Annotated in this window: 14 protein-coding genes and 2 tRNA genes; 5 read left to right on the top strand and 11 right to left on the bottom strand. The window is 60.7% G+C overall.

The window, feature by feature from the left end; all coding sequences use genetic code 11:
* Window positions 1–71: 71 nt before the first annotated feature.
* Complete coding sequence (locus tag VF285_RS06205) at window positions 72–1,118, top strand: tellurite resistance/C4-dicarboxylate transporter family protein (RefSeq protein ID WP_346951754.1); 1,047 nt, start codon at window positions 72–74, stop codon at window positions 1,116–1,118.
* Window positions 1,119–1,150: 32 nt separating this feature from the next.
* On the opposite strand, the gene bfr is transcribed toward VF285_RS06205, so the two are convergent.
* The 6 genes from bfr to sauS all read right to left on the bottom strand — a co-directional run bounded on the left by bfr (window position 1,151) and on the right by sauS (window position 6,907).
* Window positions 1,151–1,615, bottom strand: a complete 465-nt coding sequence (bfr, locus tag VF285_RS06200) for a bacterioferritin (protein ID WP_346951753.1) — start codon at window positions 1,613–1,615, stop codon at window positions 1,151–1,153.
* Between the two features lie 99 nt (window positions 1,616–1,714).
* The gene (locus VF285_RS06195; protein ID WP_346951752.1) at window positions 1,715–1,969 is read right to left on the bottom strand and encodes a (2Fe-2S)-binding protein; all 255 of its coding nucleotides are present in this window, start codon (window positions 1,967–1,969) and stop codon (window positions 1,715–1,717) included.
* Between the two features lie 99 nt (window positions 1,970–2,068).
* Window positions 2,069–3,391, bottom strand: a complete 1,323-nt coding sequence (locus tag VF285_RS06190; protein ID WP_346951751.1) for an MFS transporter — start codon at window positions 3,389–3,391, stop codon at window positions 2,069–2,071.
* A 61-nt stretch (window positions 3,392–3,452) separates the two neighbouring features.
* Window positions 3,453–4,331 carry a succinate--CoA ligase subunit alpha gene (locus VF285_RS06185; protein ID WP_346951750.1) on the bottom strand — a complete coding sequence of 293 codons (879 nt, stop codon included), beginning with the start codon at window positions 4,329–4,331 and terminating at the stop codon, window positions 3,453–3,455.
* On the bottom strand, window positions 4,328–5,455 hold the full coding sequence (locus tag VF285_RS06180; RefSeq protein WP_346951749.1) for a succinate--CoA ligase subunit beta: 1,128 nt from the start codon (window positions 5,453–5,455) through the stop codon (window positions 4,328–4,330). The genes VF285_RS06185 and VF285_RS06180 overlap by 4 nt, the downstream gene beginning before the upstream one ends.
* A 12-nt stretch (window positions 5,456–5,467) precedes the next feature.
* On the bottom strand, window positions 5,468–6,907 hold the full coding sequence (sauS, locus tag VF285_RS06175) for an acylating sulfoacetaldehyde dehydrogenase (protein WP_346951748.1): 1,440 nt from the start codon (window positions 6,905–6,907) through the stop codon (window positions 5,468–5,470).
* Between the two features lie 247 nt (window positions 6,908–7,154).
* On the opposite strand from sauS, the gene VF285_RS06170 reads away from it, so the two are divergent.
* A complete protein-coding gene (locus VF285_RS06170) occupies window positions 7,155–7,910 on the top strand; it encodes an IclR family transcriptional regulator (protein WP_346951747.1) in 756 nt (251 codons plus the stop codon).
* Between the two features lie 67 nt (window positions 7,911–7,977).
* On the opposite strand, the gene VF285_RS06165 is transcribed toward VF285_RS06170, so the two are convergent.
* From VF285_RS06165 to VF285_RS06155, 3 genes are all read right to left on the bottom strand, one after another.
* A tRNA-Pro gene (locus VF285_RS06165) sits at window positions 7,978–8,054 on the bottom strand.
* Between the two features lie 100 nt (window positions 8,055–8,154).
* Window positions 8,155–10,053 (bottom strand): LTA synthase family protein, encoded by a 1,899-nt coding sequence (locus VF285_RS06160; protein ID WP_346951746.1) that lies wholly within the window; start codon window positions 10,051–10,053, stop codon window positions 8,155–8,157.
* Between the two features lie 16 nt (window positions 10,054–10,069).
* Window positions 10,070–11,236 (bottom strand): phospholipase A, encoded by a 1,167-nt coding sequence (locus VF285_RS06155; protein ID WP_346951745.1) that lies wholly within the window; start codon window positions 11,234–11,236, stop codon window positions 10,070–10,072.
* Between the two features lie 83 nt (window positions 11,237–11,319).
* Here VF285_RS06155 and VF285_RS06150 point away from each other — a divergent pair.
* Window positions 11,320–11,396 (top strand) — tRNA-Arg (locus VF285_RS06150).
* A 50-nt stretch (window positions 11,397–11,446) separates the two neighbouring features.
* On the opposite strand, the gene VF285_RS06145 is transcribed toward VF285_RS06150, so the two are convergent.
* Window positions 11,447–12,562 carry a mandelate racemase/muconate lactonizing enzyme family protein gene (locus tag VF285_RS06145; RefSeq protein WP_346951744.1) on the bottom strand — a complete coding sequence of 372 codons (1,116 nt, stop codon included), beginning with the start codon at window positions 12,560–12,562 and terminating at the stop codon, window positions 11,447–11,449.
* Window positions 12,563–12,845: 283 nt separating this feature from the next.
* Here VF285_RS06145 and modA point away from each other — a divergent pair, with 283 nt between their 5' ends.
* The gene (modA, locus tag VF285_RS06140; protein WP_346951743.1) at window positions 12,846–13,595 is read left to right on the top strand and encodes a molybdate ABC transporter substrate-binding protein; all 750 of its coding nucleotides are present in this window, start codon (window positions 12,846–12,848) and stop codon (window positions 13,593–13,595) included.
* A 53-nt stretch (window positions 13,596–13,648) separates the two neighbouring features.
* Entirely contained in the window at window positions 13,649–14,332 is a 684-nt protein-coding gene (gene modB, locus VF285_RS06135) for a molybdate ABC transporter permease subunit (RefSeq protein ID WP_346951742.1), read from the top strand.
* On the opposite strand, the gene VF285_RS06130 is transcribed toward modB, so the two are convergent.
* A partial coding sequence (locus VF285_RS06130; protein WP_346951741.1) for a hypothetical protein occupies window positions 14,306–15,129 on the bottom strand: 824 nt, incomplete at its 5' end. The two genes, modB and VF285_RS06130, sit on opposite strands and share 27 nt — an antisense overlap.

The following is a 15,129-nucleotide window of genomic DNA, read 5'->3' as shown; positions in this document are numbered from 1 at the left end:
AACTATACACGGAAGCCAATGTCTGTTCTTGTAGGGAAACGTCAACATTCCGGAGGACATCGATGGGGTGGATGAGTTCTGCCGCAACGCGCGTCATGGCCCGTGCCAGAGCAGTAGAGCCCGGAAGCTTCGCGCTCGTGATGGCCACCGGAATTGTCTCCGTGGGCCTCACCCAGCATGGGATGCCGGGGTTGGGGCGTACCCTGTTCTGGCTGAATTGCGTAGCCTACCTGTGGCTGTTGGGAATCAGCGTTCTGCGCTTCATCTTCTACCGCCGCGAAATGGTGGCCGATTTCGTTGCTCCTGGAAGGGGAGCCGGGTTTCTCACCCTGGTGGCAGGTACCTGCGTACTGGCGATCCAGTGCCTGGTGGTGGTGTATCTGCCCAGCTTGGCTCGCGCAATTGCAGTATGGGGCGTACTGTGCTGGGCGGTGCTGATTTACCTGTTCTTTTTTTCCACCATGACTCGACGCATCAAGGCCCCGTTTCGTCGCACCATCAATGGCAGTTGGCTGGTGGTGGTGGTGTCGACCCAGTCGCTGGCTGTTCTGACGGCCATCCTTGCGCAGGATGGCACCCTGGAAACTCGTGAATGGCTGCTGTTTGCCGCCATGTCCCTGTATCTGGTCGGCTGTGCGTGGTATCTCATCATCATCACGCTCATCACTCATCGCATGGTGCTGCTGCCTCTGGTGGCACGGGAGTTCACCCCGCCCTATTGGATCAACATGGGCGCCCTGGCCATCAGTGCGCTGGCGGGCAGCCTGATCATTCTGCACGCGCCCCTGCAAGGGCCGCTGCATGACTTGCTACCCTTCATCAAGGGCTTCACGCTGTTCTATTGGGCGATGGCCACGTGGTGGATACCGCTCCTGGTGATTCTTGAGCTCTGGCGCCATGTGTGGAGCCACGTGCCTGTCAACTACGAGGTGGACGATTGGGACATCGTGTTCCCGATCGGGATGTATACGGTGTGCACGGATGCGCTGTCGCACGCGACGGGCGTGCAGTATCTGGTGTTGATCCCCGATATCGGCATTTACGTGAGCCTGGCAATCTGGTTGGTGGTCAGCGCCGGGCTGGTGTATCGCCTGTTGGGTCGTCGCCTGCGGACTTGATGAAGCCCCGCTGAGCGGGGCTGGGGGAATTGCTAGACCTGCGACTGAAGGTAGTTCTGCAGGCCTACCTGATCCAGCACGTCGATCTGCGTTTCCAGCCAGTCGATGTGTTCTTCGGTATCGTCCAGAATCACGCGCAGCAAGTCGCGCGACACGTAGTCGCGCACGGATTCGCAATGGGCCATGCCTTCTTTGACCGTATCCTGCGCGGCAGACTCCAGCTTGAGGTCGCACGCGAGAATTTCTGGGACGGATTCGCCGATCAGCAGTTTGTGCAGGTCTTGCAGGTTGGGCAGGCCGCCCAGCATCAGGATGCGGTTGATGAGCAGATCCGCATGCTTCATTTCGCCGATGGACTCATCGTATTCGTGCTGCGCCATTTTTTCGTAACCCCAGTGGCGCATCATGCGTGCATGCAGGAAGTACTGATTGACGGCCGAAAGCTCGTTCTTGAGCTGCTTGTTCAGATACTGAATGACCTTCTTGTCGCCTTGCATAAGAGATCTCCTATCACCGGGCCAGACCATGCGCCGCTGCGTGCCCCAAGGGGCCAAGGATTCATCTTACATCGAAGTGTTTGTGGCGGCCGGCGGCCTTCAGGCCACGCGTTGCGCGGGTGAGCGCGAGAGCTCGACTACCTTGAGGGCACCAAGATCGGGCAGCGCGGCCGCGATGGGAGTTTGGACCTGCGCAGTGCGTGCCGCCAGATAGTCGCGGGCGGATCTGGCGCAGCGCCCACAGCAGTTGCCTACGCCCAGCTCTGCCCGCAGATCGTGCAGATTGCGCGCGCCGTGCGCAATGGCTTCCTGGACTTGCTGTTCGTTGACAGCGTTGCAGATGCAAATATACATGAGAATAATTATCATCTATATATTGCGAGTGTGCAAGTTTTTCGAAAAGAGGGCAGGCGCTGGGGGCGCGGGCCCCCGGTGCCTGCGTGTCGCGACGGGTTACTCTGCCGGCTGGGCGAGTGGCCGTGGGTTGATGAACAGTGAGACGGCGGCACCTACGAAGGGTAGCGCTGCTGAGACGGCGAAGGGCATCGTCCAGGTGCCGTAGGCGTCGAGCATGACGCCAAAGAGGAGCGGCGAGATGATGCCGGCGATGCCGAAGCCAGTGTTCATGATGCCGCCTCCCAAGCCTGCGTGCTGTGGGTCGACATCCATCGGGATAGCCCAGAGTACTGAATTGGTGAGTTCCAGAAAGAAGAACGATAGCGCCAGTGAGATGGCTACCATCCAGACGTTGCTCAGAAACAGCACGGGCATGACGAACACGAATGCACCGACCAGGCCGACAACGAGGTTCGTGCGTCGTGCGATGGTCTGGCTGGTGCGCTTGACCAGCGTGTCGGAGAGGATTCCTCCCATGGCGTCTCCGATCACCCCTGCGATCAGCACGATGGTGGTGAAGAATGCAAAGTGCTTGAGGTTCATGCCGAAACGGTCCGCGAAGAACGATGGGATCCACGAGAGGAAAACCCAGAGCGACCAGCCGTAGCAGAAGTCGACGAAGGTCACCGGCAGTATGCGCTTGAGGAGTGGGCCCCACGGGATGGGCACTCGATGGTCGGAAAGCTGGTCCGGTGTGAGTTCACTCAATTCTTCTTGCGTGATGCCAGGGTGCTTCGCGGGTGAGTTATGGTATTTGACGATCCAGACCAGGGTCCAGATCAAGCTGACGGAACCGCAAACCCAGAAGCTCAGCCGCCAGTCGTACAAGGCGATCAACACGGCCACCAGAGCGGGCGTGATGGCGTTTCCGATGCGCGAGGCTGCGTGGACGTATCCCTGTGCTCTGGCCCTTCCTTCTGCCGGGACCCACTTCGCCATGGCGTTGGTTGCGGTTGGAAATGCGGCGCCTTCGCCAAAGCCGAGGAGCAGGCGCGCCGCGAACAGTGAAACCAGCCCAGTGGCAAAACCAGTAGCCATGGTGGACACGGCCCAAATCAGGCCCACGAGGGCCAGCACACGCTTCGGCCCCCAGCGATCACCAATATAGCCACCGAATATCTGGAAAAACGCGTAGGGGATGGCGAATGCCGAAAACACCAGTCCCAGTTCGGTATTGTCGAGCCCCAGGTCCTTCTGAATGAAAGGGGCGGTCGTGGCAATGTTGACACGGTCTATGTAGGTGATGAAGTACATCGCACACAGCAGTAGCAGTACCTGCCCACGCACGCGGCCGCGAAATCCGTCCAGGATGGACAGGCGGCTGAGGAACCCGCGCCGTGGTGCACGGCCAGCACTGATGCTTAAGGGTGTTGCGCTCATGTTTGTCTCCAATTTGAAAGGGTGTGCCGGCCTTATGCTGACCGTGTCACGGTGATGGCGTTCAGGATGGCCGCGCCACCGTTTCAAGTGCCGCTGTAATCTCTCCCGGAGTGTCCACGACCAGGACTCCGGCGTCCTCCAGTGCCCGTCGCTTCGAGTCATAGCTGCCGCGGTTCTTCATCACGATCGCCCCCGCGTGGCCCATCTTTTTTCCGGGAGGTGAAGCACGCCCCGTGATGAATGCGATCATGCGTTTTTGTACCTGGCTCATGGCTTGTGCGGCTTCTTCCTCCATGGAACCGCCGATTTCCCCGACGATGACGATGGTGCGAGTACGTGGATCACGATCCAGCGCGAGGACGGCGTCCGCCGTGGTGGTGCCCAGCATCGGGTCCCCACCTATGCCGATGAATGCGGACTGTCCTTGGCCCGCGTTGACGATGTCCAGGCAGACGAGGGTGCCCAGGCTGCCGCTGCGAGACACCACTCCCACGTCGCCTGGTTGAAACACCCGTGGATTGAAGGCTGGCATGATGCCGGCGAATGCGACGCCAGGCGTCACGATGCCAGCTGTGTTGGGTCCGATGATGTGAGTCCCGTGCCGGCGAGCGGCGGCATGGATGCGCATCACGTCGTGCACCGGGATATGTTCGGTCAGGACGACCATGTGGCCGATGCCGGATTCGATGGCGTCCAGGCCTGCCGTCAGTGCGCCTGACGGCGGGACGAACATGACCGAGTAATCGATCTGGCCCAATTCGCTGACCGCGTCCTTGGCTGTGGCGAAGACAGGGACGCCGCAGCATTGCTCTCCTGCACGCTTGGGGTTGACGCCGCCTACGACCTGAGTGCCGTAGTTCTGCATGCATTCGGTCCAGAATCGACCCTGTTTGCCTGTGATGCCCTGAACGAGCACGCGATGGTGTTTTTCGAGAATCATTTGGATGCCTCCACGGCTGCGGATACCGCGTCTTCCATATGGTTGTAGGGAGTGATGCCCAAGCGGGCGCGCAGCAGAGCCACCGCCTCATCTTCCCCAGTCCCGTGGACGGAGAAGAAGACCGGAATCTTCGGTTTCAGGGTCTCCCAGGCGCGCAGGATGCCTTCGGTCATGACGTCGGTCCGGGCGAATGCGCCGCAGAAATTGATGACCAGGCTCTTTACCTTTGGATTGGATAGCACCAGATTCAGCGCGGGTTCCGCCTTGGTGTAGGCGTCCCCGCCAATCTCCAGGAAGTTGGATGGTTGCCCACCGAAATGACTGATGACGTCCATGGTGGTCATCGTCAACCCCGCTCCGTTGGCGAGCACGCCGACCTCGCCGGGCAATTCGATATATTTCAGGCCGATCTGTTCTCCCGCGAGTTCGAGCTCCGTGCGCGGTTCGGGTGCGTGCTGTGCCGCCATGTCCTGCTGCCGGTAAGCAGAGGAGCCATCCAGTGTGAGCTTGCAGTCCATGGCGAGCAGCGAGCCATCCTCGAGGAGTCCCAAAGGGTTGATCTCCAGAAGTTCGGCGTCCTTTTCCATGAAGACGGCGTATAGCTTGGTGAGGAAGTCAGCGATCGCGTGTCGCAGGGGGGGCTCCACTGCCAATTCTTTCAGAGACTCCAGCACGTCTTTGCTTGTCAGCGGCTGTTCGATGTCGACGGGAATGTGCACGATGGCTTCGGGCGAGTTTGCTGCGAGCTCCTCGATGTCCATGCCGCCTGACAGCGAAAATAGCAGCAGAGGGCAGCGTGCCGTCAGGTCGTTCATCACGGCGGCATAGAATTCGCGCTTGACCGAGACTTTGCGCTCCACGAGCAGGCTCTCGACGCGATAGCCACCGATCTTCAGTTTTAGAATCGACTCTGCTGCGACACGTGCTTCATCAGCCGTGGCTACCAACTTCACGCCGCCCGCTTTGCCTCGCTTGCCGGCGGGGACTTGTGCCTTGATGGCGCAGGGCCCCAGCTCGGCGGCAGCTTGTGCGGCGTCCTCGGCTGTCAGGCAGTGGATGCCTGTCGGAATCGGGATGCCTGCAGCCGCGAGCATCTGTTTGCCGCGATATTCCAGAAAATTCATGTCAGTCTCCGTTCACTTGCCGTAGCGTTGCCAATAAGCACCGAACAATTCTTCTTCCGAGGGTTCGTCGGGCGGGATGGTTTTGACGAGATAGGTGAAATTCAGGAAGTTGCGATAGTTCAGGTTCTCGCTGATGCTGTTCTTGCCCCAGGTACCGCAGCCCATGCTCAACGTGAAGTTCAGTCCGTTGTCGAAACTGCCCCCATTGCCCATGGTGTGTGCCTGGTTGACCAGCACCCGCACCACGTCTGTGGTCTCGGCCAGTTGGGTCGCATGGGCCATATTTTGCGTATGGATCCCGCACGAATGGCCGCGGCCCTCGTAATCCAGGATGTCGCGTACGATGCGGCATGCATCGTCGAAGTCTCGTGCGCGGTAGATGGTCAGCACCAGGGACAGTTTTTCACCTGACAGTGGGTGGGCATGACCGATCCCTTTTTCCTCGACCATGAAGAACTGGGCCGTGTGCGCGGCTGCCTCCAGACCCAGTTCTTCAGCGACGATGTCGGCATCGCGTGCGATGACCTGTCGATTGAGCTTGCCGTTTTGCCAAAGCCTGGCTTCGATCGTGGATTTGGCCGCTGGAGCGACGAGATAGCCTCCCGCCTTCTTCAGGGCGGTCAAGGCGCGATCGTAGATCGAGTCGGCGATGACCAGCGAATTCTCCGACGAGCACGATGTGGCGTTGTCAAAGGTTTTGGAAATGCGAATTTTCTCGGCCGCATCATCCAGCTCGGCAGATTCATCGATGATGACGGGGACGTTGCCTGCGCCCACGCCGATGGCCGGAGTACCGCTACGATAGGCAGCACGTACATTGTTCTGTGATCCAGTGACGACGACCAGATCTGCCTGGCGCATGAGTTCGGCCGTCAGTGCTTTGGACGGTTCGCGGTCGGGCGACTGCACGAGATCAGGTGGCAGACCGATTTTCTTCAGCTCTGCGCGCATCAGGGCAACGGTCTCGTTGGTGACCTCATAGCCCGAGGGGGATGGCACGACAATGATGGCGTTGCGCCCCTTGATGGCAAACATGGCTTTGTTGACCGGAGTGGCGGACGGGTTGGTCGATGGAGTGACCGCGGCAACGACGCCTACAGGCTTGGCGTATTTGACCAGCCCCTTTTCCGGTAGCTCTTCAACGATTCCTACCGATTTGACGCGTAGCAGATCACGCAACGCACCGAATGTTTTTCGCTGGTTTTTGATGACCTTGCTATCGACCCGCCCCAAGCCCGTGCTCTCGACCGCACGGCGGGCGAGGCGTTGTGCGTTTTCGGGTTTGTACAGGGACCAGGCAAGTGCCGCTACGGCTTCATCTACACGCTGCTGGTCGGCACGGGCGAATTCCAGCATCGCCTTGCGGGCACGGCTCACCAGCATCGCCACGTATTCAGCGGATTCCTCTGACGTGATGGCGGCAAGTGTTGAGGACACGGGTTGAGCTGACATGGAAACCTCCTGTTTGTCTCTGTCGTTTTTGCTTCGGTTTTGCGGTAGTCCCTGCTTGTTATTAATCTAGTGGCGGGAGTGGCCGTTGCGAGTCCCGATTTCTGATGTTTCTGGCATTTCCTCGATGGTAAAGTGGGATTTATCAGAAAATGGGACAACTCGCGAAGAGCTGTACAGGATCCTCGAGCGGGTAGCGGAGATTCGTCGGCTCGACGACATCAGAAGAAAGCACAAGAGGAGGTAGGTTGTGTCAACGCTGGCTAATGCGGCTGCAGTACGAGCGTTTCGCCTGATCGATATTCTTGCCCGGGCCGATCATCCGCTGACTTTGACCGAAGTGGTGGAAACGATTGAGCTTCCCAAGCAGACAGTGCATCGCATTCTGAAGCAGCTGGAGGGGGCTGGCCTGGTCACGCGGACTGATGTGCAACACCGTTACGAGTGTTCAGCGTTGGTGCGACGCATGGCGGTCAACCTGTTGATGACGTCTGGGCCTGCTGCGGCGCGTCATGCCATTTTGCTGAAACTCTCCGATGCGGTGCAGGAGACTTGTAACCTCACGATGTCCAGCGGCGAGGACATCGTTTATCTGGATCGTGTAGAGGCAAATTGGTCGCTACGCTATGTGCTCGGCGTGGGGTCCCGTGTTCCGTACCACTGCACCGCCAGCGGAAAACTGCTGCTCAGCTTCTTGGCCAAGGTGCAGCGTGAGCGGTTGCTTGAGCAGTTGCCGCTGCGCCGCTGTACCGAACGGACCTACACGGACCGGAGGCAGCTGCGCGAGGAACTTCAGCTCATTCGCAAGCAGCGGTTCAGCTTCAATGATGAAGAATTCAAATCGGGCATGATTGCCATCGCCGTTCCCGTCATGCTGGGCAAGGACCGAGTGTGTGCCGCTGTTGCCATTCAGACAACCACGCAGCGGATGTCGACGGCGCAACTGGAGCAGTTTCTGCCGCAACTCAAGCTCGCCGCAGAAGAATCGGCCAAGACCTTTTTATGATGGCTGGTTATTGGCAGCGATTGGGCCCTGTCTGGCCGACTCGCGCAAATCGCTTGCACGATTAGATTGGTCGGGGCGACATGATTCGAACATGCGACCCTCTGCTCCCAAAGCAGATGCGCTACCAGGCTGCGCTACGCCCCGACGAATGGTTCCAAGGCCACTCCAGATGGTGACCGGGAACCGCAAATTCTAGCATGAGTTGCGCCGTGCACTGCGCGCTGCAGTGGCGCAGCACCTGCGGTCAGATCGACGCGTGATGCAGCAGCTCCGGCAGACTATGGGCGTGGTGGCGATACGCCCAGGTGGGCCACAGTGCGTGAGCAAGCGCGATGCGGGCAAGCTCAGGGTCTGGCGCCGTGGGTGTATAGGTGTCTGGCGCCGCGTACCGATACGCCAGGGGCTCACGGTGCGGTTCCAGGACCAACAACGTGTCATCTTTCAGATAACCGTAGTGGTCCTCGTATTGCATGGGGGCGCGACCGCCCGTGCCCGGGCGTGTGAGGTCATGCCCGATCATGGGGTGGGCATCCGAGATGCCGATTAGAGACAACAACGTGGTGGGCAGGTCGATCTGGCTGATGATGCGGTCGTCTCGGCGGGCCTCCACACCGGCGCCCAGGATCAGGGCGGGGATGTGAAAGTGCCGCAACGGGATACGCTGGGCCCCTCCCACACGCGCATCGTGATCTGCCACGATGAGGAAGACCGTGTTTTTCCAGTAATCGCTATTGCGAGCGTGGTCGAAGAATTGACCGATGGCCCAGTCCGCGTAGCGCACGGTATTTTGTACCGTCGCCGGCTCGCCTTCGACCGGGATTCGCCCGGCAGGGTATTCCCAGGGCGTATGGTTGGTTACGGAAAATGCCAGATGCAGCGTGGGGGTCTCACCGGGTTCCGACAGCAAAGAGTGCAGCTTGTTGAACATGTCTTCGTCGCTGGCTCCCCAGGTGCCGACGAAGGCCGGTGATTCGAAGCTGGGCAGATCGTGCAACTCGTCAAATCCGTTTCCGAGGAAAAAGCTCTTCATGTTGTCAAAGTGCGCTTCGCCGCCATAGATGAAGCGTGACCGGTAATGGTGGCGGCGCAGCAATTGCGCTAGCGTGAAGAAGTGGCTCTGCGCGCCGTTGAGCCGCAGGGCGGCGTCGGAAAGCGTGGGGGGAAAGCCCGCCGTGACGGCTTCCAGACCTCGTACGGAACGCGTCCCCGTGGCGTAGGCGCGGGTGAAATTCCAGCCCTGTTCCGCAAGCGCATCCAGACAGGGTGTGAGGCCGGCGCCCCCCAGGTTGCCTACGTATTGCGCGCCCAGGCTTTCCTGCACGATCAGGACGAGGTTCAGAGGCTGCTCGGGCTGGTGGCTTGCCGGTTGGGGATGCAAGGTAGGAAGCTCTGCGGGTCCTTGCTCGATTCGGGCCTGCTCGCAGATGATGGCTTTCAGGGTGTCATCGGGCAGATCGCCGTAGACGTCTGCTGCAGAGCGTTCGTTCTTGATTGCGTAGAGCGCAAACAGCACACTGTAGAACGAGTTCAGCGGCAGCGTGTTAAGCAGGCTGTCACCGCACCAGGCGACAGAAGAGGGGTTGATGGGTCGGTGGCCCAGGGTGCCTCGGATTGCCAGCGCGATCAGTGCGCCGGTGATCAGGGTGATCAGGATGCGCCAGGGCCAGGTAGGGAGCAGGTTGGGTGCGGCATGGGCAAACGCGGCATGCCCCAGCCAGGCCGCGAGAACCAACAGAATGGCAGCTGCCAGCAGCACCGGCTTGTAGCCCTTCCAGAGCATCCCGAACACTTCCTTGGGATACTTGAGGTACTCAATGTACAAGCGGTTGGGGCGATTGTCGTACTCCTGGATGAATTGCGGGGTTGAGGCTTCCAGCAGGACGAAGATCAGCCAGACGCATTGCAGCCATAGTCCTGTGACCCAGATCGCCCAGGGTTGATCCCCCAGCCAGGGGGCCAGCAGTGCGGGGACGCCCGCCCACATGGCGATCTGATTCAAGTCGATGCGCACTCCCCAGCGCAAGATGATCCAGGGGCCGCCAGCCTCGCGCACGCGTGGCCAGAGCCAGAAAGTCAAAGCGAGGCGGCTGAGGGTCAGCATCGCCAGCATTGCGACCAGGAAGATTTCGAGCTGTGTGAACATGTCGAGAGTGTAAGGCTCAAGGAACCAGCGCGATGCCGATCCGAAACTGCGGTTCGTACTTCTGGTTGTAGTCCAGCAGGGTTTCGCCATACCCTCGGAAGTACTGGGCGTACACGTAGCCGTTCATGTGCAGAAAGGTGCGCTTGAGCGGCCAGGCGGCTTCAAGCTGGGTAGCATTGCGGCTGCCTGTACCTTGGCGGTACAGCGCCGAGAGCACCAGCCCGTCGTCCTGTGCCCAGCGCAACTTCCAATCGACATGGCCCAGATAATCCGGGTAGCGCATGTTGGAGTCCGTTCCTACATAATATTTGAAACGGGGCAGGAAGCTCAGCGTAGAGCCCTCTCCAGACCGATAGTTGAATTGAGGTTGCACGTACAGATCATTCAGCGAGCGGGAGTCGTCGCCCGCCTTGCCATTGGACTTGTGCTCGATTCCCGTGTTCAGGCCCAGAAACCAACGCTTGTCGTGGCTTTGCAGCAGGGACTCGCGCATCCAGAACAGGCTGGGGTTGTACGTGGTGTCGATGAAGGGGATGGAATCGGAGTGCAGGTCCCAGAGCGACGTTTGCGTGTAGCCCAGGTACCAGTTGTCGTTGAACGAAGGTTGTTGGGCGTTCGTGGGGCTGAACAGGCGGTATTTGAAGCTTAATTGGAACCGGGCTGTGGCGCCGCCGTTTCGCCCCACGGCAAAGTAGGTGGGATCGTAGGGCGAGATTGCATTGCGGAAGGTGTCGAACGCAGATACGGGCTGCGGGCTTTCAGTCGCAATAGGGGGCGCTGACCCCGAAACGCGCAGTGCCAGCAAAGTGTTTTCGGTGCCACTCAGATGCAGGGTGACGAGCCCTGACAGATGGCTGGGCGCCGTGCCTGTCCAGACCACTTGGGTGAACGTGTTGGCGGGCAGGCTGGCTGCGTCTGGCGACGTCTGCAGCTGAAAGTGCGCTGGGGTGGTGTGGCCCTGCGCGTCCTCCCATTGCCCGTCGATCTTTGGTGGAACAGGTGTCGTCAGTGGATTCCCGGTATCGTTGTACAGCAGCCCCTCCAGTGCCACGGGGGCGCCCGGCGCCGCCTCGGTTCGCGTCAGGTGATAGAGCAGGCCCGCTTGCGCTGCGTCCAGAGGCAGGAGCAGGCAGGCAAACAGGACGAGGTAAGACAGCAGGGGGTGTGAGCGAGAAGCGGGCATGACGGATAACGCCGTGTGTATTGCCCGAAACTTTAGCATTCACAGGGTAGAATTCGGGTTCTGCATGGCGTTCAAGCCGCAGCCCGCCCTTAGCTCAGCTGGATAGAGCAACGGCCTTCTAAGCCGTAGGTCGCCCGTTCGAACCGGGCAGGGCGGACCAGGGTTTCCGTTTTGCATGGGCCTCAGATTGTTGCTCGGGCGGCAATGCCATCAATCCTGATTTCCTGCCGTGAAGAGCGGTTTTCCCAGCGCACCGCGATCGATCTCGATGCCCAGGCCGGGCGTGGTGGGCACGTGCCCGAATCCGTTCTGGCTGCGGGGCTGGTAGCCTGCCACGTGCTCGTTGACCCAGTCGTTCATGAACGAGACGCTGAGCAGCGACTGCGCCTTGGTCGAGGCCGCGATGTGGGCTGAGGCTGCCGACACGACGTCTCCGCCCCAGGTATCTTCCACCGTGATTTGAAGGCCAAGCTCCTGGCCCAGGTCCCGCATCAATTTTGCCTTGGTGAGGCCACCGACCTTTGAAACCTTCAGGTTGAACGCCCCTGCACCCCCTTCGTGGACGGCACGAAGCAGGGTCTGCACGTCGTGGACGACTTCGTCATACACCATGGGGAGCGTCGTGTGTTTACGCAGCTCGATGCACTCTTCCATGGTGGGGCACGGCTGTTCCAGGTAGAACCGAGGCAGGTCCTCCATGGCGCGTGCGGCGATGATGGCGTCATTGAGCCGCAATCCGCAGTTGGCGTCGCCCACTACAATGTCTTCGGCGCCGGTTTCTGCGACCACTTGCCTGGAGCGCAAGCCATTGAGTACCGGGTCGTTGCCAAGCTTGAGTTGAAACCGGTGGATGCCTTCGGCCCGGCGTGCCTGTACATATTCGCTCATGGCTTCCGGTGAACCCAGTGGTACGGCAAAGTAAAGCGGGAAGCGTTCCTGGCGCACGCCCCCCAGCATTTCGGCGACGCTGGCGCCCCAGATCTTTCCCGTCAGATCCCAGCAGGCAACGTCGATAGGGCTCTTGGCGTATTCGTGCCCCATCAGCGTCGCATCCATCCTGTCATTGACGGCCGCCAGGTTGGTGGGATCCACCCCGATCAGGGCGGGTGCCAGCAGCTCGAGCGCCGCGCGTGCGCCGCCTGCGTGGCCCGGCAGGTAGGTCGTGCCCAGCGGGCAGACCTCGCCCCAGCCTTCCTGGCCATCGTCGCTCAGCACCCGCACGAGAGTCGATGGCAGAACGGTGATCTCGCGCCCCCCCGACATGATGTAGACCCCATGCGTGTAGGTGAGGTCAAAGTGATAGACGTCGATCCTGCGTATTTTCATCGTGGCTCCGTGGTGGGCAATGCCGCTTCGCGCTTCGAACTGAAAAGCATAAGGCCTATCGCGGTGTCCTGGGCGATTGGGGGCAGGGAATTGCATAATGACAATGCAGCATGTGGCGTGCCGCTTGTCCACGGAGTGTCAAAAGTGCCTTACCCATCCCCCCTCCGTCCCCTTTGGAGATATGCACGAGTGGCTGGCACGCTATCATCCTGTGGATTCGCCTTTTTCATTCATCAGCGTTTGCCGTTCATTGAGTCTGTCCATTCAGTCTGGAGTCCTCAGAATGCCCTCGTTTCGTTCGCTTTTTGCCTGCGTGTTGTTGTGTGTGACGACGCCCGCTATGGCGGGTGATGTTCTGGTTTCGGCGGCGGCCAGCCTGACCAACGCCTTCAAGGACTTGGCCACGCAATATGATGCGACGCACCCTGGCACGCACGTGTTGACGACCTTCGGCGCGTCGGATGTCGTCTTGCGCCAGATCATCGAGGGGGCCCCCGCCGACATCTTCGCGGCGGCTGATGAGAAGGCCATGGACAAGGCGGCTGCGGCACACGCCATCGATCCTGCTTCGCGCGTGAATTTCGTACGCAACGAAGTGGTGTTGATTGTGCCTGCGCGAGATCCTCACCACATCCAGTCGCTCGCGGACCTTCGCAAACCCGGCGTGCAACGCATTGCGCTGGGGAATCCGGCGACGGTGCCTGTGGGGCGGTATACGAAATCGGCGCTCGAGAAGGCGGGGTTATGGACTGCCGTGCAGCCGCGCGAGATTCTGGGGCAGAACGTGCGTCAGGTGCTCAGCTACGTCGAGCGTGGTGAGGTGGATGCGGGCTTTGTCTTTGCCACGGACGCTGCGATCATGAAAAACAAGGTGAAGGTGGTGCAGGTGGTTCCGACGCCGGTTCCAGTGGTGTACCCGATTGCGCTGGTCCAGCGCCCTGGACGCTCATCTGAAGCCGCCGATTTTCTGCATTTTGTGCTGTCGCCTGCCGGGCAGCAGGTGCTGCAACGGTATGGGTTCAGCCAGCCATGACTCGATTCGAGTCCTTGTGCCCGCCGGTCTCCATGAGCGGGGTGCTTTGAACGATGTCCTCGATCTGGGTCCCGCTGCTGCTGTCACTCAAGGTGGCCGGTTGGGCGACTGTCCTGGCTTCGGTGGCCGGCGTGGCGCTGGCCTACGGTTTGTCTCGTAGTGGCTCGCGCTGGGGCGACGTAGCCGATTCGCTGCTGACGCTGCCCATGGTGCTGCCTCCTACGGTGATCGGCTATTACCTGCTGGTTCTGTTCGGGCGCCGGGGATGGCTGGGCGGTTGGTTGCAGGCGCATGGTGTGGAGCTGGTCTTTACCTGGCAGGGGGCGGCGGTGGCTGCTTCCGTGGTGGCGTTTCCGATGGTGCTGAAGGCTTCACGAGCGTCCTTCCTGGAAGTGGACCATCGGCTGGAGCAGGCAGCGGCCGTGTTGGGAGCCGGGAGGCTGTCCGTTTTTTTGCTTATCAGCCTTCCACTGGCCGCACGCGGCATCATGGCAGGTGTGTTGCTTGCGTTTGCCCGGGCACTGGGTGAGTTCGGTGCGACGCTGATGGTGGCGGGCAGCATCCCGGGGCGCACCGAAACGCTCTCTATTGCCATCTTCGAAGCCGTGCAGTCGGGCGATGATGCAATGGCCAACGTGCTGGTGGGGGTCACGTCCGCCGTGTGTGTGGCGGTGCTTTGTCTGGTGGCTTGGCTGCTGCGACGAGGGCAGTCACATCGGGTGTTCAGAAGCTTCTGATGCGTTCAGGCTGTGGGCGTAGCCTACCAGGGTATCGGGCCACTGAGGCACCCAGCCGCTGTCGCGCAGGCGACGGTTCCGCAGGCGCTTGCCGTCGGCGGGACGCAGGGTCCGCGCCGGCAATGCAGCACCGGTCATTGATGCCAGAGCATCGTACAGATCTGCCGTAGGCAGGGGGGTGTCGTCCGTTCCGATGTAGCAGGCCAGAGGAGCATCGACCTCGAGCAGGTGGGCGCAGGCTTTTGCAGCGTCATCGATGTGGATGCGGTTGGCCCAATGGCCTGGGCCGTCGGGGGCTGTGATTCGTCTCGTACGTAGGCCATCGATCAGCCGCAGGCGCTCCGGGCCATACAGGCCTGAGAGCCGAAGGGCGATGCCGCTGGCCTGTGGGAAGCGGGCACTGGGCAGTTGTGACCGCAAAATTGCTTCAGCCTCGAGCATCAGCTGCCCGCGAAAGTCTTCGGGGTCTGTGGGGGTTTGTTCGTCCACCCAGTCGGCGGAGCTCCGCCAGACGGCCGTGGAATCCACCAGCACCAGGCGTTGCAGCTGTTGGGGCGCAGAGAGTGCACCGAGCAGGGACTGCAGGCCCTGCGGGTAGGCACTGGCGTAGGCTTCGGGTGACCGTGCGGTCGGCGCCGGTGCGTACAGAACGTGGGTGATGCCCGGCACCTGGGCCAGCGTATTCGCCAATCTGTCGGGGTCGTCCAGGTTGCCCTGGAGCCAGCGCAGGGCGCCCGGTGTTTCAGGCATGGCCCGGCGCCTGATCCCCGTGCAGATCCAGGCCGCCGGGTCCAGGT

It is taken from the genome of Castellaniella sp. (assembly GCF_036379515.1).
Classification (GTDB): Bacteria; Pseudomonadota; Gammaproteobacteria; order Burkholderiales; family Burkholderiaceae_B; genus Castellaniella.
This window is presented reverse-complemented; position numbering and strand designations above follow the sequence as displayed.

Bases quoted from the DNA above. Each gene is read 5' to 3' on its own strand.
- sauS (WP_346951748.1), bottom strand. From the start codon at position 6,907: ATGTCAGCTCAACCCGTGTCCTCAACACTTGCCGCCATCACGTCAGAG.
- modB (WP_346951742.1), top strand. From the start codon at position 13,649: ATGTCCTCGATCTGGGTCCCGCTGCTGCTGTCACTCAAGGTGGCCGGT.
- VF285_RS06195 (WP_346951752.1), bottom strand. From the start codon at position 1,969: ATGTATATTTGCATCTGCAACGCTGTCAACGAACAGCAAGTCCAGGAA.
- modA (WP_346951743.1), top strand. From the start codon at position 12,846: ATGCCCTCGTTTCGTTCGCTTTTTGCCTGCGTGTTGTTGTGTGTGACG.
- VF285_RS06160 (WP_346951746.1), bottom strand. From the start codon at position 10,053: ATGTTCACACAGCTCGAAATCTTCCTGGTCGCAATGCTGGCGATGCTG.
- VF285_RS06185 (WP_346951750.1), bottom strand. From the start codon at position 4,331: ATGATTCTCGAAAAACACCATCGCGTGCTCGTTCAGGGCATCACAGGC.
- VF285_RS06180 (WP_346951749.1), bottom strand. From the start codon at position 5,455: ATGAATTTTCTGGAATATCGCGGCAAACAGATGCTCGCGGCTGCAGGC.
- VF285_RS06155 (WP_346951745.1), bottom strand. From the start codon at position 11,236: ATGCCCGCTTCTCGCTCACACCCCCTGCTGTCTTACCTCGTCCTGTTT.
- VF285_RS06205 (WP_346951754.1), top strand. From the start codon at position 72: ATGAGTTCTGCCGCAACGCGCGTCATGGCCCGTGCCAGAGCAGTAGAG.
- VF285_RS06145 (WP_346951744.1), bottom strand. From the start codon at position 12,562: ATGAAAATACGCAGGATCGACGTCTATCACTTTGACCTCACCTACACG.
- bfr (WP_346951753.1), bottom strand. From the start codon at position 1,615: ATGCAAGGCGACAAGAAGGTCATTCAGTATCTGAACAAGCAGCTCAAG.
- VF285_RS06190 (WP_346951751.1), bottom strand. From the start codon at position 3,391: ATGAGCGCAACACCCTTAAGCATCAGTGCTGGCCGTGCACCACGGCGC.